Annotated in this window: 24 protein-coding genes; 21 read left to right on the top strand and 3 right to left on the bottom strand. The window is 68.7% G+C overall.

Translation table 11 applies throughout. The features are described 5' to 3' along the window. Position 1: 1 nt before the first annotated feature. On the top strand, positions 2-808 hold the full coding sequence (gene thiD, locus ABD260_RS06440) for a bifunctional hydroxymethylpyrimidine kinase/phosphomethylpyrimidine kinase (protein ID WP_344232409.1): 807 nt from the start codon (positions 2-4) through the stop codon (positions 806-808). Then, positions 805-1536: a DinB family protein gene (locus tag ABD260_RS06435; RefSeq protein ID WP_344232408.1), complete on the top strand. Its 732-nt coding sequence runs from the start codon at positions 805-807 to the stop codon at positions 1534-1536. Before thiD ends, ABD260_RS06435 begins: the two co-directional genes overlap by 4 nt. Here the strand turns inward: ABD260_RS06435 and ABD260_RS06430 are convergent. Then, positions 1533-2684 carry an ROK family transcriptional regulator gene (locus tag ABD260_RS06430; protein ID WP_344232407.1) on the bottom strand — a complete coding sequence of 384 codons (1152 nt, stop codon included), beginning with the start codon at positions 2682-2684 and terminating at the stop codon, positions 1533-1535. The two genes, ABD260_RS06435 and ABD260_RS06430, sit on opposite strands and share 4 nt — an antisense overlap. A gap of 70 nt (positions 2685-2754) precedes the next feature. On the opposite strand from ABD260_RS06430, the gene ABD260_RS06425 reads away from it, so the two are divergent. The 4 genes from ABD260_RS06425 to ABD260_RS06410 all read left to right on the top strand — a co-directional run bounded on the left by ABD260_RS06425 (position 2755) and on the right by ABD260_RS06410 (position 6052). Then, entirely contained in the window at positions 2755-3375 is a 621-nt protein-coding gene (locus tag ABD260_RS06425; RefSeq protein WP_344232406.1) for an HAD-IA family hydrolase, read from the top strand. After that, on the top strand, positions 3372-4571 hold the full coding sequence (locus tag ABD260_RS06420) for an MFS transporter (protein ID WP_344232405.1): 1200 nt from the start codon (positions 3372-3374) through the stop codon (positions 4569-4571). The genes ABD260_RS06425 and ABD260_RS06420 overlap by 4 nt, the downstream gene beginning before the upstream one ends. A 34-nt stretch (positions 4572-4605) precedes the next feature. Beyond that, positions 4606-5439, top strand: coding sequence for an SMP-30/gluconolactonase/LRE family protein (locus tag ABD260_RS06415; protein ID WP_344232404.1), 834 nt, complete (start codon positions 4606-4608; stop codon positions 5437-5439). A 130-nt stretch (positions 5440-5569) separates the two neighbouring features. Further along, entirely contained in the window at positions 5570-6052 is a 483-nt protein-coding gene (locus tag ABD260_RS06410; RefSeq protein WP_344232403.1) for a GNAT family N-acetyltransferase, read from the top strand. On the opposite strand, the gene ABD260_RS06405 is transcribed toward ABD260_RS06410, so the two are convergent. Further along, complete coding sequence (locus ABD260_RS06405) at positions 6049-6654, bottom strand: HAD family hydrolase (protein ID WP_344232402.1); 606 nt, start codon at positions 6652-6654, stop codon at positions 6049-6051. The genes ABD260_RS06410 and ABD260_RS06405 overlap by 4 nt on opposite strands. 119 nt (positions 6655-6773) lie before the next feature. Between ABD260_RS06405 and ABD260_RS06400 the strand changes: the two genes are divergently transcribed. The 5 genes from ABD260_RS06400 (at position 6774) to rpmB (ending at position 12233) form a co-directional block, all read left to right on the top strand. Beyond that, on the top strand, positions 6774-8048 hold the full coding sequence (locus ABD260_RS06400) for an ABC transporter substrate-binding protein (RefSeq protein WP_344232401.1): 1275 nt from the start codon (positions 6774-6776) through the stop codon (positions 8046-8048). 1 nt (position 8049) lies between these two features. Next, a complete protein-coding gene (locus ABD260_RS06395) occupies positions 8050-9081 on the top strand; it encodes a carbohydrate ABC transporter permease (RefSeq protein WP_344232400.1) in 1032 nt (343 codons plus the stop codon). Continuing rightward, positions 9071-9898, top strand: coding sequence for a carbohydrate ABC transporter permease (locus ABD260_RS06390; RefSeq protein WP_344232399.1), 828 nt, complete (start codon positions 9071-9073; stop codon positions 9896-9898). Before ABD260_RS06395 ends, ABD260_RS06390 begins: the two co-directional genes overlap by 11 nt. A 28-nt stretch (positions 9899-9926) precedes the next feature. Continuing rightward, positions 9927-11915 (top strand): aldo/keto reductase, encoded by a 1989-nt coding sequence (locus tag ABD260_RS06385; RefSeq protein ID WP_344232398.1) that lies wholly within the window; start codon positions 9927-9929, stop codon positions 11913-11915. Positions 11916-12011: 96 nt separating this feature from the next. Next, positions 12012-12233 (top strand): 50S ribosomal protein L28, encoded by a 222-nt coding sequence (rpmB, locus tag ABD260_RS06380; RefSeq protein WP_184830723.1) that lies wholly within the window; start codon positions 12012-12014, stop codon positions 12231-12233. 80 nt (positions 12234-12313) lie between these two features. Here rpmB and ABD260_RS06375 read toward each other — a convergent pair whose 3' ends face one another. Next, entirely contained in the window at positions 12314-13312 is a 999-nt protein-coding gene (locus ABD260_RS06375) for an SAM-dependent methyltransferase (protein WP_344232397.1), read from the bottom strand. Between the two features lie 35 nt (positions 13313-13347). Here ABD260_RS06375 and ABD260_RS06370 point away from each other — a divergent pair, with 35 nt between their 5' ends. The 10 genes from ABD260_RS06370 (at position 13348) to smc (ending at position 25109) form a co-directional block, all read left to right on the top strand. Beyond that, positions 13348-14943, top strand: a complete 1596-nt coding sequence (locus ABD260_RS06370) for a DAK2 domain-containing protein (protein WP_344232396.1) — start codon at positions 13348-13350, stop codon at positions 14941-14943. A gap of 42 nt (positions 14944-14985) precedes the next feature. After that, positions 14986-17223 (top strand): ATP-dependent DNA helicase RecG, encoded by a 2238-nt coding sequence (gene recG, locus ABD260_RS06365; RefSeq protein ID WP_344232395.1) that lies wholly within the window; start codon positions 14986-14988, stop codon positions 17221-17223. Then, entirely contained in the window at positions 17220-17801 is a 582-nt protein-coding gene (gene rsmD / locus ABD260_RS06360; protein WP_344232394.1) for a 16S rRNA (guanine(966)-N(2))-methyltransferase RsmD, read from the top strand. Before recG ends, rsmD begins: the two co-directional genes overlap by 4 nt. Then, complete coding sequence (gene coaD, locus ABD260_RS06355; RefSeq protein ID WP_344232393.1) at positions 17798-18268, top strand: pantetheine-phosphate adenylyltransferase; 471 nt, start codon at positions 17798-17800, stop codon at positions 18266-18268. The genes rsmD and coaD overlap by 4 nt, the downstream gene beginning before the upstream one ends. A gap of 304 nt (positions 18269-18572) precedes the next feature. Next, positions 18573-19088, top strand: coding sequence for a YceD family protein (locus ABD260_RS06350; protein ID WP_344232392.1), 516 nt, complete (start codon positions 18573-18575; stop codon positions 19086-19088). A gap of 52 nt (positions 19089-19140) precedes the next feature. Continuing rightward, positions 19141-19332, top strand: a complete 192-nt coding sequence (rpmF, locus tag ABD260_RS06345) for a 50S ribosomal protein L32 (RefSeq protein ID WP_130387616.1) — start codon at positions 19141-19143, stop codon at positions 19330-19332. A gap of 15 nt (positions 19333-19347) precedes the next feature. Beyond that, positions 19348-20079, top strand: coding sequence for a ribonuclease III (gene rnc / locus ABD260_RS06340; RefSeq protein ID WP_184830737.1), 732 nt, complete (start codon positions 19348-19350; stop codon positions 20077-20079). Further along, positions 20080-20934: a bifunctional DNA-formamidopyrimidine glycosylase/DNA-(apurinic or apyrimidinic site) lyase gene (mutM, locus tag ABD260_RS06335; RefSeq protein ID WP_344232391.1), complete on the top strand. Its 855-nt coding sequence runs from the start codon at positions 20080-20082 to the stop codon at positions 20932-20934. A gap of 204 nt (positions 20935-21138) precedes the next feature. Next, positions 21139-21294, top strand: coding sequence for a hypothetical protein (locus ABD260_RS06330; RefSeq protein WP_233715190.1), 156 nt, complete (start codon positions 21139-21141; stop codon positions 21292-21294). Positions 21295-21551: 257 nt separating this feature from the next. Then, positions 21552-25109 carry a chromosome segregation protein SMC gene (gene smc / locus ABD260_RS06325; RefSeq protein ID WP_344232504.1) on the top strand — a complete coding sequence of 1186 codons (3558 nt, stop codon included), beginning with the start codon at positions 21552-21554 and terminating at the stop codon, positions 25107-25109. Positions 25110-25119 lie beyond the last annotated feature (10 nt).

Genomic DNA, 25119 nt, shown 5'->3' with positions numbered 1-25119 from the left:
GATGCCGCCGCCAAGAGTGCTGACGATCGCCGGTTCCGACTCCGGTGGCGGAGCCGGAATCCAGGCGGACCTGAAGGCGATGCTCGCCAACGGCGTCCACGGCATGAGCGTGCTGACCGCGATCACCGCGCAGAACAGCCTCGGCGTACAGGGTGCGTGGGAGCTGCCCGCGGAGCAGGTTCGGGCGCAGTTCCACAGTGTCGTCGGCGACATCGGGGTCGACGCGGTGAAGACCGGCATGCTCGCGTCGGAGTCGATGGTCCGGGTCGTGGCCGAGCTGCTGCGGACGCTGCCGGACGACGTACCGATCGTGGTCGATCCGGTGTCGGTGTCCAAGCATGGCGACGCACTGCTCGCCGCTGACGCGATGGACGCCGTACGGTCGGAGATCGTTCCGCTGGCGACTGTCCTGACCCCGAACCTCACTGAGCTTGGTCCAGTGTCCGGGGTGGAGCTGGAGACACTCGAAGACCGGGAGACCGCGGCCAAGGTGCTGATGGACGCCGGTGCGACCTGGGTGCTGGTGAAGGGTGGCCACGACGTCGGTACGGCTGCTGTGGACGTGCTGCACGGTCCCGGCGTACGGCGGTCGTACAGTGCGGTCCGCGCCGACAACAGGCACACGCACGGCACCGGCTGCACCTTGGCCAGCGCCATCGCGTCGTACCTGGCTCGTGGGTACGACGTACCGGGAGCTGTCGGCGCCGCGAAGGAGTATGTGACCGGAGCGATCGCCGCCGGGTTCGCGCTCGGCGACGGCATCGGTCCGGTTGATCACGCATGGAGATTTCGAGGGAGTGGCAGTTGAGCGAGCGGCCCCCGGTCGACGGGTACTGCGAGCAGTGTGGCTTCAACTACGACACCGGTGATCTGCAGGGGACTGTGACCCTGCTGATCCGCCAGTCGGCCGACTGCAGCATGGCACTGACCAAGGCAGCCGCCGGACCGGACCAGAGCGTCGTCCGGCTCCGGCCGGAGCCGGAGGTCTGGTCGGCGATCGAGTACGCGTGCCACGTGCGCGACGTACTCGAGGTGCAGCGGCTCCGGATCGCGCAGTGCCTGGCGGAGGACCGCCCGGTGTACGCGCCGATGGACCGGACTGGCCGGGTGAAGCAGGAGAAGTACGAGACTCAGGACCCGGCGGAGGTCGCGGCCGCGCTGGTGCGGAACGCACGGGAGTTCGGCGCGGCGGCGCGGGTGCTGCAGCCGCACGAGCTGGGGAAGCTCGGCCTGTACAACTACCCGGTCCGGGCACCGCGCACGCTGGGCTGGATCATCCGGCACACCGCACACGAGATCCAGCACCACCGCCACGACATCATCGAGATCCTGGCGAAGGTGGAGCCCCCGATCGTCCCCAAGCCCAAACCCGAACCAGCCCCTGAGGACGAGTCAGCGGAAGGCCCCCAGGACGGTGCCGAGGGCCCCGCAACAGCCGGCCCAGCGGCAGCCGGCCCAGCAGCAGACGGCCCGGCAGCAGGCGGCCCAGCTGGAGGCGGCTCGGCGGAGGTTGGCGAAGGGGTTTCGGTCGACTAGTGCCGGGCGGCCCAGGCGGCGATGGCCGGCTCGCTGGTGAGCTGATCCAGCGCCAGCGCGGCCGCCCCCCGGAGCGGTCCGTCCACCTGATGCGTCGCAGCCAGCACCGGCGGCGGCGCACCACGGTGGAACGTCATCAGCCCACCCCGGTACGCCTCGTCGAACGCATCCGGCGCAGCAGCCCGCAACGGGATCGCCAGCCCACCTATCGTCACCACATCCGGGTCATGCGCATTGACCAGCCCCGCGATCCCCGAAGCCAGTGCCGACACCACCTGGGCGACCGCCGCAAGAGCAGCCCGGTCAGTACGCCGTAGCACCGCTTCGGTGTAACGCACCGGATCGTCCGGCGTCGCTTCCCCAAGCTGCCGAGCCAGTGCACGCCCGTCGATCTCCAGATCCCAGCACCCACGCGCACCACACGGACAAGTACGCGCGCGGTCTCCGAACGGCATATGCCCGTACTCACCACCCGCACCGGATGCACCGTGTGCTGGTACCCCATCGATCAGCAGCGTCCCGCCGATCCCCACCTCGATGATCAGATGCACCGCCGTACCGGCACCAGCCGCCGCACCAGTCCGCGCTTCTGCCACCCCACTCAGCGTCGCGTCGTTCCCCGCCAGCAGTGGAAGCTCGCCGGCAACAGCAGTCAGGTCCAGCTCCGCCCACTCCAGCGTCGGCGCCTGCAGCAGGTGGTTGTCGCGGACAGTGCCTGGTACGGCAAGACTCACCATCTGCAGGCGTACGCCGTACTGCTCTTGTGTCTGCTCCACCTGTCGTCGCAGGTTGTCCAGTACCACCTGAGCGCGCCGACTCCGATGCCGCTTGTACTGGTGGTTCTCCAGCGACCCGTCCAACGTGACGATGGCAGTACGCCAGTTGCTCTGCCGCAGGTCGAGAGCGAGCACCACAGGTCCTTCCGGATGCGCCCGCAGCAGTGTGGTCGGCCGCCCGCGCCCCCGGCTCGGTGCGGGCTCCTCGGTCAGCAACTGCACGTCGCGCAGCCGAGCAGTCACCTCCGTCGCCGACCCAGTACTCAACCGGAGCGCCCGCGCCACACCAGCCCGCGTAATCCCCGGCTGACGGGCAACTTGGGTCAAAACGTCCGCAGCCGTCTGCCATTGCCCCCGCCGCACTGGAGTCATCGCAACCTTCCGCTTATGCTCGGAGAACGAGTATATGAGGGTGTCTGAGGACCCTCGAACGGGAGGGTGAATGGACATCCGGGACATCCGCGCGGTGCTGTTCGACATGGACGGGACGCTGGTCGATTCCGATGCGGTCGTCGACCGGAGCTGGGGCCGGTGGGCGGTCGAGTACGGGCTGTCGCCGGCCGAGGTGCTGGCGGTCGCGCACGGTAATCCGGCCGAGGCGACGATCGCGCAGTTCCTGCCGGACGCGACGCCGGCCGAGCGGGCCGCGGCGTGGCAGCGGGTGTACGACCTGGAGGTCAACGACGTCGAGGGCATCGTGGCGACGCCGGGCGCGGTGGAGCTGATCGGCACGCTCGAGCGGATCGGAATGCCGTGGGCTGTCTACACCAGTGCGCCCGCGCAGCTGGCGAAGGTCCGGCTGAACGCGGGCGGGATCGAGCCGCGGGTCCTCGTCACCATCGACGACGTCGAGAACGGCAAGCCCGACCCGGAGGGCTACCTGCGGGCTGCGGGCATCCTCGGTGTACCGGCGGAGCACTGCCTGGTGGTCGAGGACACCGTCGTCGGCCGGACCGCCGGGGAGGCGGCCGGCGCGCGGACCGCGGGGCTGAAGGGCATCGAAGCCGACCTCGAACTGCCGGACCTGCACCGGCTCGACGGGCTTTTCAAAGGTCTGGAATGACCGCCGGCTCGGCGACCCCGGTGGACGCCGGCGCCCGGGACGACGAGGTACGCATCGGGATCGCGCTGTCGGCGATGGGATTCGTCCTGGCCGGCCTCGGCGCCTGTGTGGCCATCCTCGCCCGCGACCTGAACGAGCCGACCAGCCGGCTGACCTTGCTGTCCTCGGGGTTCGCGATCGGGCTGATGCTGGTCGCGTTCGCCGGGCCGTGGCTGCTGCGGCGATGGCCGGTGCCCACTGTCCTCGGCTTCGGATCGGTTGTCTGCGCGATCGGTGCGGTGCTGATCGCAGTCGGCCCTACGTACGCCGCGGTGATCGGTGGCGGGCTGTTGGTTGGACTGGGCGGTGCACTGCTCGTACTGGTCGCTCCACTCATGCTGAACGGTCCGATGGCCGACAAGCGCCTCAGCCGGGTCAATGCAGTTGCGAGCGGGATCGGCATCCTCGCACCGGTCACCATCGGCGTACTGGACGGGCTAGGTCCCTCCGGTCGACTGGCGATGCTGCTAGCGGCACCACCACTTCTGTACCTCGCCCTACGCACCCGGCGGCGCCCAACAGCTCAGCCAGCAACAACGCAAGCGCCGGTCCCGGTGCTGATCGACTCCGCGCCGGCCGTAGGGCTGGGCCGGAAGTGGCGGCGGGTAGGACGGCGCGTGGTGGTGGACGTAGGAGTCGGCTGGCTGCGGGTCGTGCTGGCCGTCTCAGTGGAGTTCTGCTTCGTGGTTTGGGCAGTAGCGCGACTGGTGGCGTCCGGCCTGCCCACTGCCACGGCGGCGTTGCTAGGCAGCTCGTTCCCGATCGGCATGGCGGTTGGTAGGGCGATAGGTCCGATCCGGTGGCGCGGCTGGTCGCCGGTTCTGCCGTCTGGGGCGCTGGCCGCGTGCGGCACGCTGCTGGTCAGCCTGTTCGACTCCCCGGCCGTGGTGGCTCTCGGTCTGGTCGTGGCCGGCCTAGGCGTCGCTCCGCTCTACCCGGTGACAGTGGCGGCGCTGGTTGCGCTTCCTGGACTCAGCTCAGCCCGCCTGGCCGCCATCGGCGCGCTCGCCTCGGGTACGGCCATCCTGCTCGCACCAGCAGCCCTAGCAGTGCTGGCCCGGGTACTAGACCTGCGCTTGGCGTACTTGGTGACGCTCCCGCTGATTGCTGTTCTTTTCGTTCTCAGCCGTCGATCCGGTCGTTCCTCGTTCGTGTAGTGGGTAAAAGACCCGACACGAACGAGGTGACAGGATGAAGGTCCTACTTGACGGTCTAGGGATCCCCGAGTCGGCTCGCTGGCACGACGGCCGGTTGTGGTTCGCCAACTGGATCGACCAGCAGGTGGTGGCTGTCGACGCGAACGGCAGGGCGGAGTACGCCGAGGTGCCGATGGGACGCCTGATGGGCTGGTCGATCGACTGGCTGCCGGACGGCCGGATGCTGACGACCGGCGACAAGCTGCGCCGCTACGAGCCGGACGGTACGGTCACCGTGCTGTCCGAGCAGGGTGCGAACGAGCTGGTGGTGGATGCCCAAGGCAACATCTATCTGAACGGTGCCGACTTCGATTTCGCCGGTGGTGAGGCGCCGAAGCCGGGGTGGATCAAGCTGGTCACGCCCGATGGGCAGGTCCGGCAGGTCGCGGACGACATCCAGTTCCCGAACGGGATGGTGCTCACGCCGGACGGCCGTACCTTGGTGATCGCCGAGTCGCTCGCCGGCCGGCTGACTGCGTTCGACGTCGAGGCGGACGGTGGCCTGTCGAACCGTCGCACGTACGCCGAGAACCTCGGTCCGGACGGGATCTGCCTTGATGCCGAGGGCGCTATCTGGGTTCAGACCGGCGGTACGGCGGTTGTCCGGGTGGCCGATGGCGGCGAGATCCTGGACCGCATCGAGCTGTCCGAAAACCGGGCGCCGTTCGCGCTCACGCTGGCCGACTTCGACGGCCCGACGCTCTGCGTCCTCACCGCCGAGTGGCGCATGAACGACAGCATCACCGACAACCTCACCCGCCTCACCACCGACCCCCGCACCGGCCAGGTGCTGGCGGTCCCGGTCGCCGTTCCACCGGCCGCCCGCTAGCATCACGTCCATGGAGTGCTTCGCGGCCGAGCGTACTCGGCGCTGATCCCGGCTCACGACCCGTGCTTGCGCGCGGGGTGGGCCGGTCGCGCCTGCCCGGATTCTTCTTCACTCGCGAGAGGCACTTTCCATGGACATTCGTCCGTATGTCAGCTCTGACCTGAGCGCGCTCATCGACCTGACCATCGATACGTTCGGCCCGTTCTTCGAGGAGTCGTTTCGGCCGTTGGTCGGGGAGCTGATCTTCGCTCGCCAGCACGGTGACTGGCGTGGGGACTACCGCAAGCAGTTGCCCGGATTGCACGACCCGGAGCAGCACAAGTACGTCGCCGTGGCCGAGCAGGACGGCGTACTCGCCGGGTACGTCGCCTGGCACGTCGACCTGAGGCGTGAGCACGGCACAATCGAGATCCTCGCCGTGGACAGCGAGCAGCGCCGGTCGAACCTTGCGACCACGCTCTGTGAGCACGCCTTCGCGGCGATGCGGGCCGCGGGCGCCCGGTATGTCGAGATCGGCACCGGCGGGGACGCGTTCCACGCCCCGGCCCGTGCGTTCTACGAGAGCCTCGGCTGCGTCAAGCTGCCGGTTGCCGTGTACTTCAGAGAGCTCTAAACCGGCAGGTCGTACCGGCGGAGGAGGTCCCGGAGCGCGGGGACGCCGGTGGACAGGTCGTACGCCTCGGCCCGAAGCCCCACGGACGCGGCGCCGGCCACGTTCGCCTGGTTGTCGTCGATGAACAGGACCTCCGGCGCCGGTACGTCGATCGCGCTCAGGATCGCCCGGAAGTACGCCGGGTCCGGCTTGGCCAGACCCAGGTCGCAGGAGTAGAACGTCTGGTCGAACCAGGCCCCGTACCCGCGCTCGTCCTGCATGATCGCCCGCCGGTACGCGTGCTGGTTGGTGGCGAGGTGGCACTGCACGCCGGCGTCACGCAGCGTGCCGATCAGCTCGATCACCTCGGGTTCGGCGGCGAACCAGGTCCACGGCTCGAACGCCTCGTCGACGGTCGAGGCCGAGTTCCAGCGCCGGAGGACGTCGGCGAGAGCCTCCCGGAAGTCGCCCTTCCCGACCATCGCGGGCCGCTCCGCCGCCATCAGGTCGGCGATGAAGGCCTCGGAGTCGGCCGGCACGAGCGAGCCCAACCGGGCGAACCAGTCGAAGGTGGCTCGCTGGAGCACACCGTCGGCATCGAACAGCACAGCAACAGGGGTCATGGGCCTCATCTTGTCATCGGAGCCTTGACCGGTTCAGTGGGTATGCGCTTACCTAATGGCTACGTAAACATCGGTGAACACCTTCCGGCGAAATCCAACAGAAAGCGCCAGGTGAGGCTATGACCCTGAGCAGAAGGAAGTTCCTCGCGGCCGGCAGCGCCCTGGCCGCCGCGGGTCTCACTGGCTGCGGCTCGCGCAGTTCGCTGGGCGGATCGAACGAACTCAGCATGTGGACCTGGACCGGGTCGGTGAACGACGGCCTGATCGGTCAGGCGGAGAAGGCGATTCCCGGGTACGACGGGATGAAACTCGCGATGACCCGGATCGGCTCGAACTACAAGACCAAGGTGCTGACCGCCCTGGCCGGGAAGTCGCTGGTGCCGGACATCGTCGCGATCAACGACGACGTCGCCACCTACTTCCCGAACGCCGACCAGTTCCACGACCTGTACGAGCTCGGTGCCAAGGAGTTCGAGAAGGACTTCCTGCCCTGGAAGTGGAAGTGGGGTGTCACACCGGCCGGCAAGATGCTCGGGTACCCGATGGACACCGGTCCGACGGCGCTGTTCTACCGCACGGACGTCTTCCAGAAGGCCGGGATCGACGTCGACCCAGGCGCGGTCGCGCAGCTGGCGCCGGACTGGGACACCTTCATCGCGCTCGGCAAGAAGCTCAAGCAAGCCGTACCCGGCTCGGCGATCACCGACAACATCACCGGCATCTACGGGTACCGGATGGCCCAGTTGCCGAAGCGCTACATGACGTCGGACGGGAAGTACATCGGCGATCAGGACCACGTCCGGCAGTCTTTCGACCTGGCCGTGCGCGTGGTCAAGGAAGGACTGTCGGCGAACGCGCAGAACTCCACCGACAAGAACGCCGTGGTCACCAACGGCAAGCTGGTCGCGTACAACGGGGCGGTCTGGTGGGCGCAGCTCGGCCCGAAGAACGCCGCGCCGAAGACCAAGGGGCTGTGGAAGGTGACGGCGGCTCCTGGTGGCGCCGGCAACAAGGGCGGTTCGTTCCTCGGGATCACCAAGTACTGCAAGAACCCGAAGGCCGCGTTCGCGTTCATCAGCTGGCTGGAGTCGGCGAAGAACCAGGCCCAGTCGTTCCTGGACCCCGTGCTGTTCCCGTCCACGCCGGCCAGCTACACCGATTCCCGGCTGGCGGCACCGGATCCGTTCTTCGGTGGACAGCAGATCGTCGACGTGTTCGCGGAGTCCGCCAAGAAATACCCGGGCGCGTTCTTCTCGCCGTACGACAGCATCATCGACAACCCGATCAGCTCCGAGCTGGTGAACGTCGAAGCGGCCGGCAAGAACCCCGATCAGGCCTGGGCCGACGCTCAGCACCAGATCGAGCGGGAACTCACCAGGGCGGGGGCGATCTGAGATGGCCGTGACCAGCAAAGCCGTACCCGCCTCCGTCGCGGCCGCCACCGCGAGCGCGGACAAGCGGCCGAACAAGTACCGGCAGGCGTTGCCGCAGTACACCGCCGTCGCGCCGTTCTTCATCCTGTTCGCGATCTTCGGCGCGTTCCCGGTGCTGTTCTCGATCTGGATCTCGCTGCACTCCTGGGACGGCATCGGCCCGATGAAGTGGGTCGGCCTCGCGCAGTACCAGTACCTGCTCACCGACGCCACGTTCTGGAAGACGATCGGCAACACCCTGATCATCTGGGTGCTGTCGACCGTCCCGATGCTGCTGCTCGCACTGGTGATCGCGAACGCGCTGCACAACGCCACCCGGCTGCGGACCTTCTACCGGATCGCGTACTTCATCCCGAACATCACCTCCGTGGTCGCGATCACGCTCGTGTTCGGCTCGATCTTCAGCAACAACTTCGGGCTGCTGAACGCGTTCCTGCAGTCGATCGGCCTCGGTCAGGTCGACTGGCTGACGCAGCCGTGGGGGATCAAGATCGCGATCGCCACCATCGTCACCTGGCGCTGGGTCGGCTACAACGCGATCATCTACCTGGCCGGCCTGCAGGCGATCTCGGCCGACGTGTACGAGGCCGCGAAGGTGGACGGCGCGAGTCCACGGCAGACGTTCTGGCGGATCACCGTACCGATGATGCGGCCGGTGATCCTGTTCACCGCGGTCACCTCGACGATCGGCGGACTGCAGATCTTCACCGAGTCCCGGGTGCTGTTCGGCGACACCAGCAACATCGGCGGACCGGGCGACGCCGGCCTGACCATCGTCTCGTACCTGTACCAGAGCGCGTTCATCAAGAACCAGTTCGGGTACGGGGCCGCCGTCGGCTGGGCCCTGTTCATCCTGATCGTGCTGTTCAGCATCATCAACTGGCGGCTGATCGGCGGCCGGGACGAGGACCGGCTGACCCGACGCGCCGCTCGGCGGGTGGAACGCAAGATCGCAGCCCAGAATGCGAAGAGGGAGGCCGCAGATGTCCATTGAGCGAATCCGCACCGCGGTGGGTCACGTCGTGCTGATGTTCGGTGTGCTCGTCTCGCTGTTCCCGTTCTACTGGATGGTGGTGATGGCCTCCAACACCACCCCGGACATCTTCAGCTACCCGCCGAAACTCTGGATCGGTTCGCACCTGTTCGAGAACATGGGCAAGGTGCTGGACAACATCGACTTCTTCGGCTCGATGCTGCTCACCCTGATCGCGTCGCTGGGCGTCACCGTACTGGTGCTGTTCTTCGACTCGCTGGCCGCGTTCGCGTTCGCGAAGTACCGGTTCCCGGGCCGGAACTTCCTGTTCGGGCTGTTGCTCGCGACCTTCATGATCCCGGCCCAGCTGTCGCTGGTCCCGCAGTTCGTCACGCTCGCCGAGTTCGGCTGGATCGGGTCGCTGAAGGCGCTGATCATCCCGGGCGCGGCGAACGCGTTCGGGATCTTCTGGATGCGCCAGTACGCCAGCGGCGCGATCCCGGACGAGCTGATCGCGGCCGCCAAGGTGGACGGCGCCGGGTTCTTCCGGCAGTACCTGACCGTCGGCCTGCCGGTGCTCCGGCCCGGCCTGGCGTTCCTCGGGATCTTCACCTTCATCAACACCTGGAACGACTACCTCTGGCCGCTGATCGTGATGACGGATCCGAACCGGCTCACCCTGCAGGTCGCCCTGGACCAGCTCAACGGCGTGTACGGCACCGACTACTCGATGGTGATGGCCGGTGCGTTGATGAGCGTCATCCCCCTGATCGGCGTCTTCCTGATCGGCGGCCGGCACTTCATCGCCGACCTCGCGGCGGGCGCCATGAAGTTCTGACCTGACCACAACGACAACGGGACTCCTTTTGACTGACACCAAGCTCCGCTGGGGCATCATCGGCACCGGCAACATCGCATCCCGGTTCGCCTCGCAGGTGCCGACGTCGAAGACCAACGAGGTCGTCGCCGTCGGCAGCAGGTCCCTGGATTCGGCGAACGCCTTCGCCGACAAGTGGGACATCGCCAACCGGCACGGCTCGTACGAGGACCTGCTCGCCGACGCGTCCGTCGACGCCGTCTACATCGCCACCCCGCACCCGATGCACGTCGAGTGGGCGATCAAGGCGGCCGAAGCCGGCAAGCACGTGTTGTGCGAGAAACCGCTGGCGATCAACCGGGCCTGGTCCGAGGCGATGGTCGAGGCCGCGGTCCGCAACGACGTCTTCCTGATGGAGGCGTACATGTACCGGTGCCTGCCGCAGACCAAGCTGATCGCCCAGCTGGTCCGCGACGGCGAGCTCGGCACCGTGCACCAGATCCAGGCCACGTTCGCGTTCGCCGCCGGATACCGGCCGGAGAGCCGGATCTTCGCCGACGACCTGGCCGGCGGCGGCATCCTCGACGTCGGCGGGTACCCGGTGTCGATGGCCCGGCTGATCGCCGGCGCGAACGTCGGCGAGCCGTTCCTGGATCCGGCCGCGGTCACCGCGGTCGGGCACGTGGGCGACACCGGCGCGGACGAGTGGACAGTGGCGACGCTGTTCTTCGACGGTGGCGTGACCGCCCAGGTCAGCACCGGCGTACGCCTCGCCGATCAGAACCAGGTGCGGATCTTCGGCAGCGAGGGGTACCTCGTGGTCGAGGACCCGTGGTTCGGCGGCGACGGCAAGCCGACCCACGTCACCTTGCACAAGGTGGGGGAGGAGGCGCGGGAGATCTCCGCGGAGCCGGCGCTGATCTACGCGGCCGAGGCCGAGGCGGTGCAGGCGGCGATCCAATCCGGGTCGAAGCAGGCGCCGGAGATGAGCTGGGCCGACACGTTCGGCAACCTGACCGTGCAGGACCAGTGGCGGGCGGCGATCGGGCAGCAGTACGCGAGCGAGCGGGACGATGTGGTGGTTCCGACCGCGACCGGGCGGCCGTTGACCCGGCGCGACGACGCCCCGATGACGTACGGGAAGGTGCCCGGCCTGGACAAGCAGGTGTCGCGCCTGGTGATGGGCGTGGACAACCAGCAGACGCTGCCGCACGCGGCGGTGGTGTTCGACGACTTCGTCGAGCGGGGCGGTACGACGTTCGACACCGCGTACATCTATGGCGGCGGGCGCGGTGAGAAGCTGCTCGGCCAGTGGATGGCGTCGCGTGGCAACCGGGACGAGGTCGTTGTCATCGGCAAGGGCGCGCACACGCCGCACTGCGACCCGGAGTCGATCACCCGGCAGCTCGAGGAGAGCCTCGAGCGGCTGCAGACCGACCACGTCGACCTGTACCTGATGCACCGCGACAACGAGGAGATTCCGGTCTCGGAGTTCGTCGACGTCCTGGACGGGCATTTCAAGGCCGGCCGAATCAAGGCGTACGGCGGATCGAACTGGACCACCGCGCGCTTCGACGAGGCGAACGCGTATGCGGAGGCGAACAGCAAGCAGCCGTTCACGCTGCTGAGCAACCACCTCAGCCTCGCGCGGGCGTACGACGTGCCGTGGGCCGGCTGCCGGCATGTGGCCGACGACGAGTCGCAGGCGTGGTTGCGGGAGCGACAGGTCGCGCTGTTCCCGTGGTCGAGCCAGGCGCGCGGGTTCTTCACCGGACGGGCCAAACCGGAGGACACCTCGGACCAGGAGCTGGTGCGCTGCTTCTATTCCGAGGAGAACTTCCGTAGGCTCGACCGGGCCCGGGAACTCGCGGCCGCGAAGGGCGTCGAGCCGACCGCGATCGCACTGGCCTGGTTGCTGCACCAGCCGTACCCGGTGTTCCCGCTGATCGGGCCGCGGCACGTCAGCGAGACCCGGACCTCGACCCCTGGTCTGTCCGTCACGCTGACGGACGAGGAAGTGGCCTACCTCACTGCCTGATCGGCGGCTGGGTAGGCCCTGGACCGACGAATTGGTCGGGCGCTGACAGCCATGTAACATGATCTGTCGGAGTCACGACCCTGAACACGGAGAATCATGTCTAAGAAGTGCGATGTCTGCGGCAAGCAGCCGACGTTCGGCAACAGCGTTGCCCGTCTGGGTAAGGGCGCGATGATCCGCCGGGTCAAGGCTCGTACGCCGCGGCGGTTCAACCCCAACATCCAGCCGGTCCGGGCCATCATCAAGGGCACCCCGACCCGGATGAAGGTCTGCACGTCCTGCATCAAGGCCGGCAAGGTCCAGCGCGTCGTCGGCTGACCCTCAGCTCTCCTCCGTGTAGGTCCTGCCAATAGGCGCCCGGGCATCCCCCGGGCGCCTATTCATGTCTGCGCCCAGCGTCAGTGGCGGGCGATGACGGTGACCTCGTTGCGGTTGTGGTGGAGTTGGCGGACATGCAGGACCGTGTAGGACTCGCGGAGGGTCTCCAGGGCGCGGCGGGTGGCGTCGAGCGGGTTTTGGCCGCCGCCTTTGAGGGTGATGACGGCCAGGGCGCGCGGGCGCAGGTGGGCGGCGGCGTCGAGCATCATCCGGGCGCTGGTCTGCTGATCCATCCGCATGTCGTTCACCACCACGTCGAAGCGGACGCGGTTCGCGGCGAAGAACCGGCCCGCGGTGGTCCGCTCGTGGTGGATCCGGCGGTCGGAACGCAGCCGCGGGTCGAGCGAGCCGGGGTCGACGGACCACACCTCCTGACCGTGCTGCCGCAGGATCCGGGTCCAGCCGCCGGGGGAGGCGCCGAGGTCGAGCGCCTTGCCGCCCGTCGGCAGATCCAGCCCGAAAGTAGCGATCGCCTCTTCGAGCTTGAACTCCGACCGCGACACCCGGTCTTGACCCCGGGCCAGCCGCAGCTGCCCACCCGGCCAGTCCGACAGGCTGTCCGCGAGCCTGTTCACGCCGAGCAGCAGTTGCTTGCCCACGACCACAGCGGACACCACCACATCCTGCCCGGAGCGTTCGCTCGCCACCCCGCGGGTCGCCAGCGCGTCGGCGATCAGCCGCCGGTACGTTCCGCCCGTACCCCCGTCGTCGATCCACGCCTGGACCGCGACCGTACGCGCAGTGAGTTCGTCGAGCAGTGTCGTCGCCAGCTCGGGCTCGGTCGGCAGATCATCGAGCGCGTACCCGGCGATCTCCCGGGTGAGGTGCCGGACGTACATGATGCGGCCTTCGTCACACGCCGCCGCCAGCTGCTCGACCGGGACAGCACTGTCCGCGAGCCGCGCGACCTCCGCCCCGAGCCGCTCGAACCGGTGCTCACCGGGAAAGGCCTCCCGGATCTCCCGCACCGCGTACCGGTAACTGTCGGACGCGAACGAGAACAAGATCGAGCAAGGCACAACACATGGTAAGCGGACGGGTTAGCCTTCCGGGCGTGGAGGAACTGACCGTCGACGTGTTGCGGGCGTGGGCCCGGACGGCGCTGGCCGAGCTGGCCCGCGCGCGGACCGAGATCGACGAGCTGAACGTGTACCCGGTGCCGGACGGTGACACCGGGACCAACCTCTACCTGACCTGGGAGGCGGCCTGTGACGCGCTGCCCAAGGGCAAGCTGACCTTCAGCGAGGCGATCGAGGCGTTCGGCCGCGGCGCGTTGCTCGGCGCCCGCGGGAACTCCGGCGTGATCACCTCCCAGCTGATCCGCGCCTGCGGCCAGCGCCTGAACCTTCTGCGCGACGTGCAGGCCGATCCGCCCATCAGTGAGGCAGCCGCCTTCGCGGACGCGCTGACGTACGCTGCCGACGCCGCGTACGGGGCGGTCGCGCAACCGGTCGAGGGCACGATGCTGACCGTCGCCCGGGCGGCCGCGGCCGGCGCGACGACCGCCGCGAACGACGGCAGGTCTCTCGCTGATGTGTGCCTCGCCGCGGTCGCGTCGGCGCGCCAAGCCCTGACCAAGACGACCGAGCAGCTCGACGTACTGCGTCGCGCGGGCGTCGTCGATGCCGGGGGAGCGGGTCTGGTCGTGATCCTCGGCGCGATGGAGTCCGTACTGACCGGCCGGCACGTCCGCGTCACCGTACCGGCCCGGGTAGAACCACAAGGTGAGGGCGGCGACAGCGTCGACGGACCGGCGTACGAGGTGATGTACCTGCTCGATGCGCCCGACGACACCATCGGCGACTTCCGGCGTACGCTCGCCGGGCTCGGTGATTCGGTCGTGGTCGTCGGCGGTGACGGGCTCTGGAACGTGCACGTCCACACCGATGATGTCGGTGCGGCGATCGAGCACGGGATCGGCATCGGCCGCCCGTACCGGATTCGGGTCACGCACTTCGCCGATCAGGTCCACCAGCACGAGCCCGCGCCCGGCCGCGCGGTGATCGCCGTCGTGGCCGGAGACGGGCTGGCCGCCTTGTTCGGCGACGCTGGTGCCCGGGTCATCCGCGGCGGTCCCGGCCGGCGGTGCTCGACCGGTGAGCTGCTGCAGGCGATCGAGGCGTCGAAGGCGGCCGAGATCGTGATCCTGCCGAACGACCACGACTCGATCGCGGTCGCCGAGGCCGCCGCCACCGCGGCCCGCCAGGGCGGCATCCGGGTGGCGGTGATTCCGACCCGGGCGCAGGTGCAGGGCCTGGCCGCGATCGCCGTACACGATCCGGAGCGCAGCTTCGACGACGAGGTCGTCCACCTGTCCGCGGCCGCCGGGCAGACCCGGCACGGCGCGGTCACGGTCGCGGTCAAGGACGCCTGGACGATGGCCGGCCGCTGCCGGATCGGCGACGCGCTGGGCGTGGTGGACGGCGATTTCGCGTTGATCACCGAGGATCTGGAGACGGCCGCGATCGGGGTCGTCGACCGGCTGCTCGGCGGCGGCGGTGAGCTGCTCACGATCGTCACCGGCCGGGACGCCGACCCGGGCCTGGCCGCGGCGGTCGAGCGGCATGTCCGCCGGGACCGCAAAGATGTCGACGTGATGGTGTACGACGGAGGTCAGGACAGGTACCCGTTGCTGATCGGGGTGGAATGAGGTTTCCGGAATGAAGGGCGTGAAGGCCATGAGGGGCCTGGTATGAAGGCGGACATGGACCGGAAGCTCCGCGACTTCCTCGGCGCCAAGACGGCCAAGACCTTCTCCGAGGTGCTCGCCATCGAGACCGTCGGCGAGTTGTTGCGGCACTACCCGCGGCGGTACCTGAAGAAGGGTGAGCTGACGCCGTTCGACGAGCTGGAGGTCGGCGACCAGGCGACCGTGAACGGCCGGGTGAAGAAGGTGTCCGCCCGCGCGCTGGACACCAAGATCGAGATCCGGCCGGACGAGGTGCACAAGTTCCGGAAGAAGCGGACCATCACCAAGGTCGTGGTCACCGACGGGCGCAACGACCTGGAGGCGGCGTTCTTCAACCAGCCCTGGCTGCTGACGAAGCTGACGCCCGGCACCTCCGCCCTGTTCTGGGGCGAGGTGACGATGTTCCGCGACATCATGCAGCTGAAGAACCCGGGCACCGAAGTGCTGGACGAGGAAGACCTGACCGAGGCCGAGATCGAGCGCCGGGCCCGGCCGTACCGCCCGCTCTACCCGGCGACCTCGAAGTTGCCGACCGCAACGATCGAGCGGTCGGTGAAGATCGTGCTGGACAGTCTGGACGAGCGGATCGACGATCCGATTCCGGAGCTGGTCCAGCGGAACGAGAAGCTGCTCGGGCTGCGGGACGCCTTGCAGAAGGTGCATCTGCCGGACACCGAGAAGGACATTCACGACGCGCAGCAGCGGTTCCGGTTCGAGGAAGCGCTGGTGATGCAGACGATCCTGGCCCAGCGCCGCGCGGTCACGGACGCGCTGAACGCGGTGCCGAGGCCGCGGGTCGCGGGTGGTCTGCTGGACGAGTTCGACCAGCGGCTGCCGTTCGAGCTGACCGAGGGCCAGACGGAGGTCGGCGAGGAGGTCTTCGCCGACCTGGCCCGGCCGCATCCGATGCACCGGCTGTTGCAGGGCGAGGTCGGTTCCGGCAAGACGGTGGTCGCGCTGCGGGCGATGCTGTCGGTGGTCGACAACGGCGGTCAGGCCGCGTTGCTCGCGCCGACCGAAGTGCTGGCCGTGCAGCATCACAAGACGCTGACCAAGATGCTCGGTGACCTGGCCGAGCAGGGCATGCTCGGCGGCGCGGAGCACGCCACCAAGATCGGTCTCCTGACCGGCTCGCTGAACGCGGCCGGCCGTCGTACGGCGATGCTCGACGCGGCCAGTGGCGCCGCCGGGATCGTGGTCGGCACGCACGCGTTGCTCGAGGACAAGGTGCAGTTCGCCGATCTCGGGCTGGTGGTGGTCGACGAGCAGCACCGGTTCGGCGTCGAGCAGCGGGCCGCGCTGAGTGCGAAATCCGGTGCGAACACGCCGCACGTGCTGGTGATGACCGCGACCCCGATCCCGCGGACCGTGGCGATGACGGTGTTCGGCGATCTCGCGGTCTCGACCCTGACCCAGCTCCCGGCCGGGCGCTCGCCGATCCAGTCGTCGGTGGTCCCGGCGAAGGAGAAGCCGGAGTGGCTGCAGCGCGCCTGGACCCGGGTCCGCGAGGAGGTCGGCAAGGGCCACCAGGTGTACGTGGTGTGCCCGCGGATCGGCGACGACGTGAAGAACGCCAAGGACGAGGAAGGCGAGCTGCTCGAGGCCGACGAAGGCGGGAAGAAGCAGGCCCGGCCGCCGATCTCGGTCATGCAGGTGGCCGAAGCGCTCGCGGAGATCCTGCATGGCCTGCGGATGGAGGTGCTGCACGGGCGGTTGCCGGCCGACGAGAAGGACGCGGTGATGTCCCGGTTCGCGGCCGGTGAGGTCGACGTACTGATCGCGACGACCGTGATCGAGGTCGGGGTGGACGTACCGAACGCGTCGACGATGGTGATCATGGACGCCGACCGGTTCGGTATTTCCCAGTTGCACCAGCTGCGCGGCCGGGTCGGGCGAGGGAAGGTGCCCGGGCTGTGCCTGCTGGTCACCGACTTGTGGGCCGGCTCCAAGTCGTACGGGCGGCTGGATGCGGTCGCGTCCACGACGGACGGGTTCGAGCTGTCGCGGATCGACCTGGAGACGCGGCGCGAGGGCGACGTACTCGGGGTGGCGCAGTCGGGTCGCCGCAGCAGCCTGAAACTCCTCAGCGTGCTCCGCGACGAGGACATCATCTTCGCCGCCCGCCACGTGGCCCAGTCCATCGTCTCGGTCGACACCGACCTGACCGACTACCCAGCGCTACGCTCGTCGGTGCGTACGGCCTTGGAGTCGGAGACCACCGAGTACTTGGAGAAGACTTGACGCGCATTGTCGGAGGAGCGGCTGGTGGGCGGCGGATCGCGGTGCCGGAGGGGAGTGGGACGCGGCCGACGGCGGATCGGGTCCGGGAGGCGTTGTTCTCCTCGCTGGAGTCCGAGTTCGGGAGCTTCGACGGGCTGGCGGTGCTCGATCTGTACGCCGGGTCAGGCGCGATCGGGCTGGAGGCACTGTCCCGGGGTGCCGCGCGGGCCGTGCTGGTCGAGTCGGACCGTCGCGCCGCGGACGTGGTCGCCGCGAACATCAAGGCCGTCGCGCTTCCGGGCGCGATCCTGCTCACCCGGCCGGTGGAGAAGGTGGCCGCGGGCGATCCGCCGGTGGTATTCGATCTCGTTTTCGCGGACCCGCCGTACAAGCTGGAGACGGCCGAGCTGCAGGACGTACTCACCGAGCTGGCCGCGAACGGCTGGTTGGCCGCCGATGCGGTGGTCGTTGTCGAGCGCGGGAAGCGCGAGCCGTGGGAGTGGCCGGCCGGGTTCGCCGCACTGCGGGATCGCAAGTACGGCGAGGCGCGGCTTTGGTACGGTCACCGCCATGGCGAGAACGGCGAGGTCCCGGCATGAGTAAGGCCGTCTTCCCGGGCACCTTCGACCCGCCGACGGTGGGTCATCTCGACATCGTCACTCGCGCGGCCGCCGCGTTCGACGAGCTGATCGTCGCGACCGGGGTGAACCAGTCGAAGAACCGGCTGTTCGGCCCGCAGGAGCGGATCGAGATGCTGACCGAGCTGGTCGAGCCGTTCCCGAACGCCCGGGTCGGTACGTTCGACGGCCTGCTGGTCGACTACTGCCGGGCCGAGGGCGCCGGCGTGATCGTGAAGGGGCTGCGCTCGGCCGCCGACTACGACTACGAGCTGCAGATGGCGCAGCTGAACCGGCGGATGACCGGCGTCGACACGGTCTTCCTGCCGACGGCTCCGGAAAACGCTTTCATCTCCTCCAGCTGGGTCAAGGAGATCGCCCGCCTCGGCGGCGACGTCAGTACGTTCGTGACCCCGGCTGTTCACGCACGGTTACTCGCCAAGCTGTGAGCAGCCTCGAGTGCCCCGCGTTGGAGATTCTTTGGCGCTTGCGGCGCCCAGGCACGCACCTCGCGGCAGCGGAGGAACAGCCACGATGGAAAAGCATCGAGGCTGCCCCTCCGCCACCGCGATGCACGCACCTGGACACCGCAATCACTCAAACAATCTCCAACGCGGGGCACTAGGATCACCCCGATTGGGCGGGACGCCGGGGAGTTGGTAGTCTTGACAACCGGTCTCGACGAGACCGAGATCATGCCTGCCCACGCCTGAAAGGTTTGCCCTGAGCGTCTTGGACCCGCGGTCCCCACTCGTGATCGATACCCACGAGCTGACACGCCGTGCCGGGTTCCAGCGCGAGGTCACCTTCACGGCGGCGGCGCCGGCGGATCTCGGAATCGACGTGATCGGCGTTCCCGAAGGGGATCCGATCCAGTTCGATCTACGGCTGGAATCGGTCGTCGAAGGGGTGCTCGTGACCGGAACGGCCAGTGGCCGCCTGGTCGGGGAGTGCGCGCGGTGCCTGGTCGACATCGAGGACGAGTTCCTCGCCGACGTCCAGGAGCTGTTCGTCTACCCGGAGAGCGACGCCGAGCCCGACGAGGCCAGCCGGATGGAGGGCGATCTGATCGACCTCGAGCCGGTGCTGAGGGACCAGGTGGTGCTCGCGCTGCCGTTCCAGCCGCTGTGTACGGACGACTGTCCGGGACTGTGCCCCGAGTGTGGGGTGCGCCTGGCCGACGAGCCCGGGCACACGCACCAGGAGCGGACCGACCCACGCTGGGCCGCGCTTGACGGGTTGCTCCGGCAGGACGACCAGAAAAACTAGAGATACCAACCAAGCGGGCCGATCACCCGCACAGATCGAGGAGTCGTTAACCGTGGCCGTTCCGAAGCGGAAGATGTCGCGCAGCAACACCCGGAGCCGCCGGGCGCAGTGGAAGACGACTGCTCCGTCGCTGGTGACCTGCGTGAACCCCGCCTGCCGCGCGAAGCACCTGCAGCACACCGTCTGCCCGAACTGCGGCCAGTACGGCGCCAAGGGTGAGCGCCGCCAGGTCGTCGAGAGCTAAACGGCACCAGTCACAGTGAATTCGGTCAACGAAACGGGGCTCTACGCCGAGCTGAATCAGCGGCTCGGCGTATCGCTGGCTGACAATTTGCTGGAGCACGCCTTCACCCACCGCTCGTACGCGTACGAGAACGGCGGGTTGCCGACGAACGAGCGGCTGGAGTTCCTCGGGGACTCCGTGCTCGGCGTCATCGTCACGGAGTCGCTGTTCCGAAACCACCCGGACCTGAGCGAAGGCCGCTTGGCCAAGCTGCGGGCCGCGGTGGTCAACATGCGTGCGCTCGCGGGTGTCGCCCGCGAGCTCAAGCTCGGCAAGTACCTGCGTCTCGGCCGCGGTGAGGAAGCCACCGGTGGCCGGGACAAGTCGTCGATCCTGGCCGACTGCGTCGAGGCGCTGATCGGTGCCGTCTACCTGGATCGCGGCTTCGAGGTCGCGGGCGGGGTGGTGCACCGGCTGTTCGACGACCTGATGGAGTCGTCGGCCCGGCTGGGCGCCGGCCTGGACTGGAAGACTTCGCTGCAGGAACTGGTCGCCCAGCTCGGCGTGGGCGTGCCGGAGTACGTGATCGCGGAGTCCGGACCGGACCACGCGAAGACGTTCGAGGCCCGGGTCCGGATCGGGTCCGACACGTACGGGCACGGCATCGGCCGGAGCAAGAAGGAAGCCGAGCAGCAGGCCGCCGAGACCGCCTGGAAGGCGCTGCGCGCAGCGCATCCGGACAGCGTGGATCCCTCCCAGCAGCCGTAGGTGCCCGAGCTTCCGGAAGTAGAAGTCGTTCGACGGGGACTGGCCGAGTTCACCACCGGCCGGACCATCGACACCGTCGAGGTGCTGCACCCTCGCCCGGTGCGGCGCCATCTCGCCGGCCCGGAGGATTTCGCCTCCCGGCTGAAGGGCCAGGTGTTCGCCGAGCCGGCTCGCCGCGGCAAGTACCTGTGGCTGCCGCTGACCTCCGGCGACGCGGTGCTCACCCATCTCGGGATGAGCGGCCAGTTCCGGGTCCAGCCGGTCGGCACGCCGGACGAAGCACACCTGCGGGTCCGGTTCCGGTTCGCCGACGACGGCGGAGAGGTCCGGTTTGTGGACCAGCGGATGTTCGGTGGTCTCTCGTACGCCGAGGGTGGTGCCGAGCTGCCGGCCGAGATCGCGCACATCGCCCGCGACCCGTTCGATCCTTTGTTCGATCCGGACTGGGCGGTGGCGAAACTGCGCCGCCGCAAGACCGGCCTGAAGCGCGCGCTGCTGGACCAGACGGTGGTCAGCGGGATCGGCAACATCTACGCCGACGAAGCGCTCTGGCGGGCCAAGCTGCACTACGCGCGGGCCACCGAAACGATGAAACCCTTTCAGGCAAAGGAGATCCTCGCGCAGGCGTACGCGGTGATGTCCGAGGCGCTGATCGTTGGTGGCACCAGCTTCGACGCGCTGTACGTCAACGTGAACGGGGAATCCGGGTACTTCGAGCGCGGCCTGAACGTGTACGGGCAGGAGGGATCGCCGTGTCCACGGGACGGCCGGCCGATCCGTCGCGAGCCGTTCATGAACCGTTCGTCGTACCGCTGCCCGAGATGCCAGCCGGTTCCGCGGCACGCTCGTTGGTGAGGCGAGGTATCGTTAACAAATGTGGCCCAGGTTGACCCGTCGGCCTCGCCGGTGTCACCCTGAAAGACGGCACACACTTTCGGCGCTCCCTCCTGACCAGGGCTCTCATGATCAGGACGGCGAGCGCACCCGGCCAGAACCCTTCCGGAGGACAGCACAATGGCCAAGGCTCTTCTAGGGCATCTTGGAGGCACTGACCCGCGCATGCTCGAGCAGGTTCGTCTGCTCAATCGGCGTGTCGCAGATCTGGAGGCGCACGTGATGCGGCTCCAGGCCGAGAACGACCACTTGGTGGCTCAGATCCACGAGGGTCGGCTGCTCACCGTCGACGAGGCGCTGCGCGCTCCCGCCTCGGTCTGACACTGAAGTTCGGATCCCGTCCGCTTTACCTTCCGTACGGCGGTGGCCCCCGTCCGGGCCTCCGCCGGTTGTATGTTCACCCGATGTTGTGCTCCCAGACCTATCGTCGGCCGATCGGCTCGGCCTCCGCCGGATCGCACGGATCTCTTTGTAGACTCCGAAGCGGAACACCTTCCCCCGGGTAGCGGCAGCGTGACGAACAGCTACGGCGGTTCCTTCGGTATCGTCTGTCCTTTCACGGGTTGGAGAGCTTCGCCTTGTACCTGAAGAGCATGACGCTCCGGGGCTTCAAGTCGTTCGCGTCCGCGACGACGATGAACTTCGAACCAGGCATCACCTGCATCGTCGGGCCGAACGGTTCCGGCAAGTCCAACGTGGTCGACGCGCTGGCCTGGGTGATGGGTGAGCAGGGCGCCAAGTCGCTGCGTGGCGGCAAGATGGAGGACGTCATCTTCGCCGGCACCTCCGGCCGGTCGCCGCTCGGCCGGGCCGAGGTCGTGCTGACCATCGACAACACCGACGGCGCGCTGCCGATCGAGTACGCCGAGGTGACGATCAGCCGGACGATGTTCCGCAACGGCGGGTCCGATTACCAGATCAACGGCCAGAGCTGCCGCCTGCTGGACGTGCAGGAGCTGCTCAGCGACTCCGGGATCGGCCGGGAGATGCACGTCATCGTCGGTCAGGGCCAGCTGGACTCGATCCTGCGCGCCACGCCGGAAGGCCGCCGCGGCTTCGTCGAAGAGGCCGCCGGGGTGCTGAAGCACCGCAAGCGCAAGGAAAAGGCGATCCGGAAGCTGGAGGCCACCGAGGGCAACCTGCACCGGCTCGGGGACCTGATCCAGGAGATCCGTCGCCAGCTGAAGCCGCTCGGGCGCCAGGCGGAGGTGGCGCGGCGGGCGGTGACGATCCAGTCCGAGGTCCGGGACGGCCGGGCCCGGCTGCTCGCCGACGACATCGTGCAGGCCCAGTCCGCGCTGGAGGCGGAGCTCCGGGATGAGGCAGCGCTGACCCAGCGCCGCACCGAGACCGAGGCGAAGCTGCGCGAGGCCCGCGAGCTGGAGGCGGAGCTGGAGGACGCGCTCCGTGAGGACGCGCCGGCGCTGCAAGCCGCGCAGGACACCTGGTACCAGCTGTCCGGCTTCGGCGAGAAGATCAAGGGCACGGCGCGGATCGCGGCGGACCGGATCAGGTCGCTGAACGACGAGGCCGAGGAGCCGCGGCCAGGCCGGGACCCGGAGGAGCTCGAGCTGGAGGCGGCCCGGGTCCGCGAGACCGAGGCGCAGATCGAGGCCGAGGTCGAGGCACACTCCGAGCTGCTCGCCGAGTCGGTCGAGCGCCGCCAGCAGCTGGAGTCCCAGGAGGCCGAGGAGGAGCGCCGGATCTCGGCGCTGATCCGGGCCGCCGCCGACCGGCGCGAGGGCCTGGCCCGGCTGACCGGTCAGGTGAACGCGCTGAAGAGCCGCGCGGCCGCCGCCGAGTCCGAGATCGGCCGGCTGGCGAACAACCGGCGCGAGGCCGAGGAACGCGCGGCCAAGGCGCAGCACGACTTCACCGCGCTGGAGACCCAGGTCGCCGGGCTGGATGCCGGCGAGAAGGGTCTCGACGAGGAGTACGAGGGCGCGCAGGCCGTACTGGACGAGATGGACGAGCGGCTGGCGAAGCTGCGCGCCGAGGAGCGCGATGCCGAGCGGGAGCGTACCGGTCTGGCTGCTCGTAAGGAGGCGCTCGAGCTCGGTCTGAACCGCAAGGACGGCGCCGGTGCGCTGCTGGCCGCGTCCGAGCAGATCAACGGGCTGATGGGTTCTGTCGCGGCGCTGCTGAGCGTACGGACCGGGTACGAGACCGCGATCGCCGCAGCGCTGGGTGAGGCCGCGGATGCGGTCGCGGTGACGCACACTGACGCTGCTCTGCAGGCGGTCACTCATCTCAAGCAGCACGATCTGGGCCGCGCGGGGATGCTGCTGGGTGATGCGCCGGCCGATGATTACGCGCTGTGGCCGGCGTTGCCGTACGGCGCGTCGTACGCGGTTGATGTCGTGGACTGCCCCGAGACGCTGCGGCCCGCGCTTCGGCGGCTGCTGCGCAAGGTCGCGGTGGTCGACGACGTCGATGCGGCGCGATCCCTGCTGCGCAACCTGCCGGACCTGATGTGTACGACGCGTGCGGGCGATGTGCTCGGTGCACACTTCGCGTACGGCGGGTCGGATGCGGCGCCCAGCCTGATCGAGGTGCAGTCGGCCGTCGACGAGGCGGCGGAGAAGCTGACCGAGGCGACCGCGCGGAGTGAGCGGCTGCGGTTCGAGCTGCAGGGCCTGGAGGCCGAGCGGGCGCGGCAGAAGGAGTCCGTCGAGATCACGCTGGCCCGGCTGCACGAGTCGGATGCGTCGATGGCCGCGGTGGCGGAGCAGCTGGGGCACTTCGGGTCGTTGGCGAAGGCGTCCCGCGGTGAGGCCGAGCGGATGGCCGAGGCGATCGCCGCGGCCGAGGCGGAGCGCGACAAGAACCTGTCGGGGCTGGCCGAGCTGGAAGAGCGGCTGATGGACGCCGAGGCGTTCGACGACGACGGCGACGAGCCGGACACGTCGGCGCGCGACCGGCTGGCGGAGGAGGCCAAGGCGGGGCGTGCGGCCGAGATGGAGGCGCGGCTGGCGCTGCGGACCACCGAGGAGCGGGCCCGGGCGCTGTCCGGCCGCGCAGACTCGCTGGAGCGCGCGGCCCGGCAGGAGCGCGAGGCACGGGCGCGGGCGATTGCACGGGCATCGCGCCGGGCAAGGCAGGCCGAGGCGGCGCAGGCCGTACACCTCGCGGCTGGGCACGTGCTGGCGCGGCTGGAGTCGTCGCTGCAGCTGGCGGCGGCCGAGCGGGCGGCCATCCAGGCGCAGCGGGCCGACCGGGAGCAGGCGCTCGCGCAGGCCCGGTCCACTACGCGGAACCTGAGCTCCGAGCTGGAGCAGCTCACCAACACGGTGCACCGGGACGCGCTGGCCCGCGCCGAGCAGAAGATGCGGCTGGAGCAGCTGTACGAGAAGGCGCTCGGCGAGCTGGGTATCGAGGTCGACGCGCTGGTCACCGAGTACGGGCCGGATCAGCTGGTGCCGCCGGTGCCGACTCCTGGTGAGGAGTCAGAGGAGGCTGAGGGCGAGCCGTTCAACCGGACCAAGGTGGAGAAGCGGCTGAAGCAGGCCGAGCGGGCGCTGAACCAGCTCGGCAAGATCAACCCGCTCGCGCTCGAGGAGTTCGAGGCAATGGAGGAGCGGCACCGCTTCCTCTCCGAGCAGCTGGACGACCTGAAGAAGTCCCGCCGGGACCTGATGGACATCGTCAAAGAGGTCGACGAGCGGGTCGAGCAGGTGTTCACGCAGGCGTACCAGGATGTCGAGGTCGCCTTCGAGCACGTGTTCAGCCGGCTGTTCCCGGGCGGTGAGGGGCGGCTGGTGCTGACCGACCCGTCCGACATGCTGACCACCGGCATCGACGTCGAGGCCCGCCCGCCCGGCAAGAAGGTCAAGCGGCTGTCGCTGCTGTCCGGTGGCGAGCGCTCACTGGTCGCGGTCGCGTTCCTGGTCGCCCTGTTCAAGGCCCGCCCCTCGCCGTTCTACATCCTCGACGAGGTCGAAGCGGCCCTGGACGACACCAACCTCGGCCGCCTCCTGGAGATCTACGAAGAACTCCGCGAGAACAGCCAGCTCCTGGTCATCACCCACCAGAAACGCACCATGGAGGTAGCCGACGCCCTCTACGGCGTCACCATGCGCGGCGACGGCGTCTCCGCAGTGATCTCCCAACGCATCCGCGAACCCGAACCGGCCTGACACGTAGCCC

It is taken from the genome of Kribbella hippodromi (assembly GCF_039531045.1).
GTDB lineage: Bacteria > Actinomycetota > Actinomycetes > Propionibacteriales > Kribbellaceae > Kribbella > Kribbella hippodromi.
The sequence above is the reverse complement of the archived record's forward strand: the minus strand, read 5'-3'. Positions and strand labels throughout refer to the sequence as shown.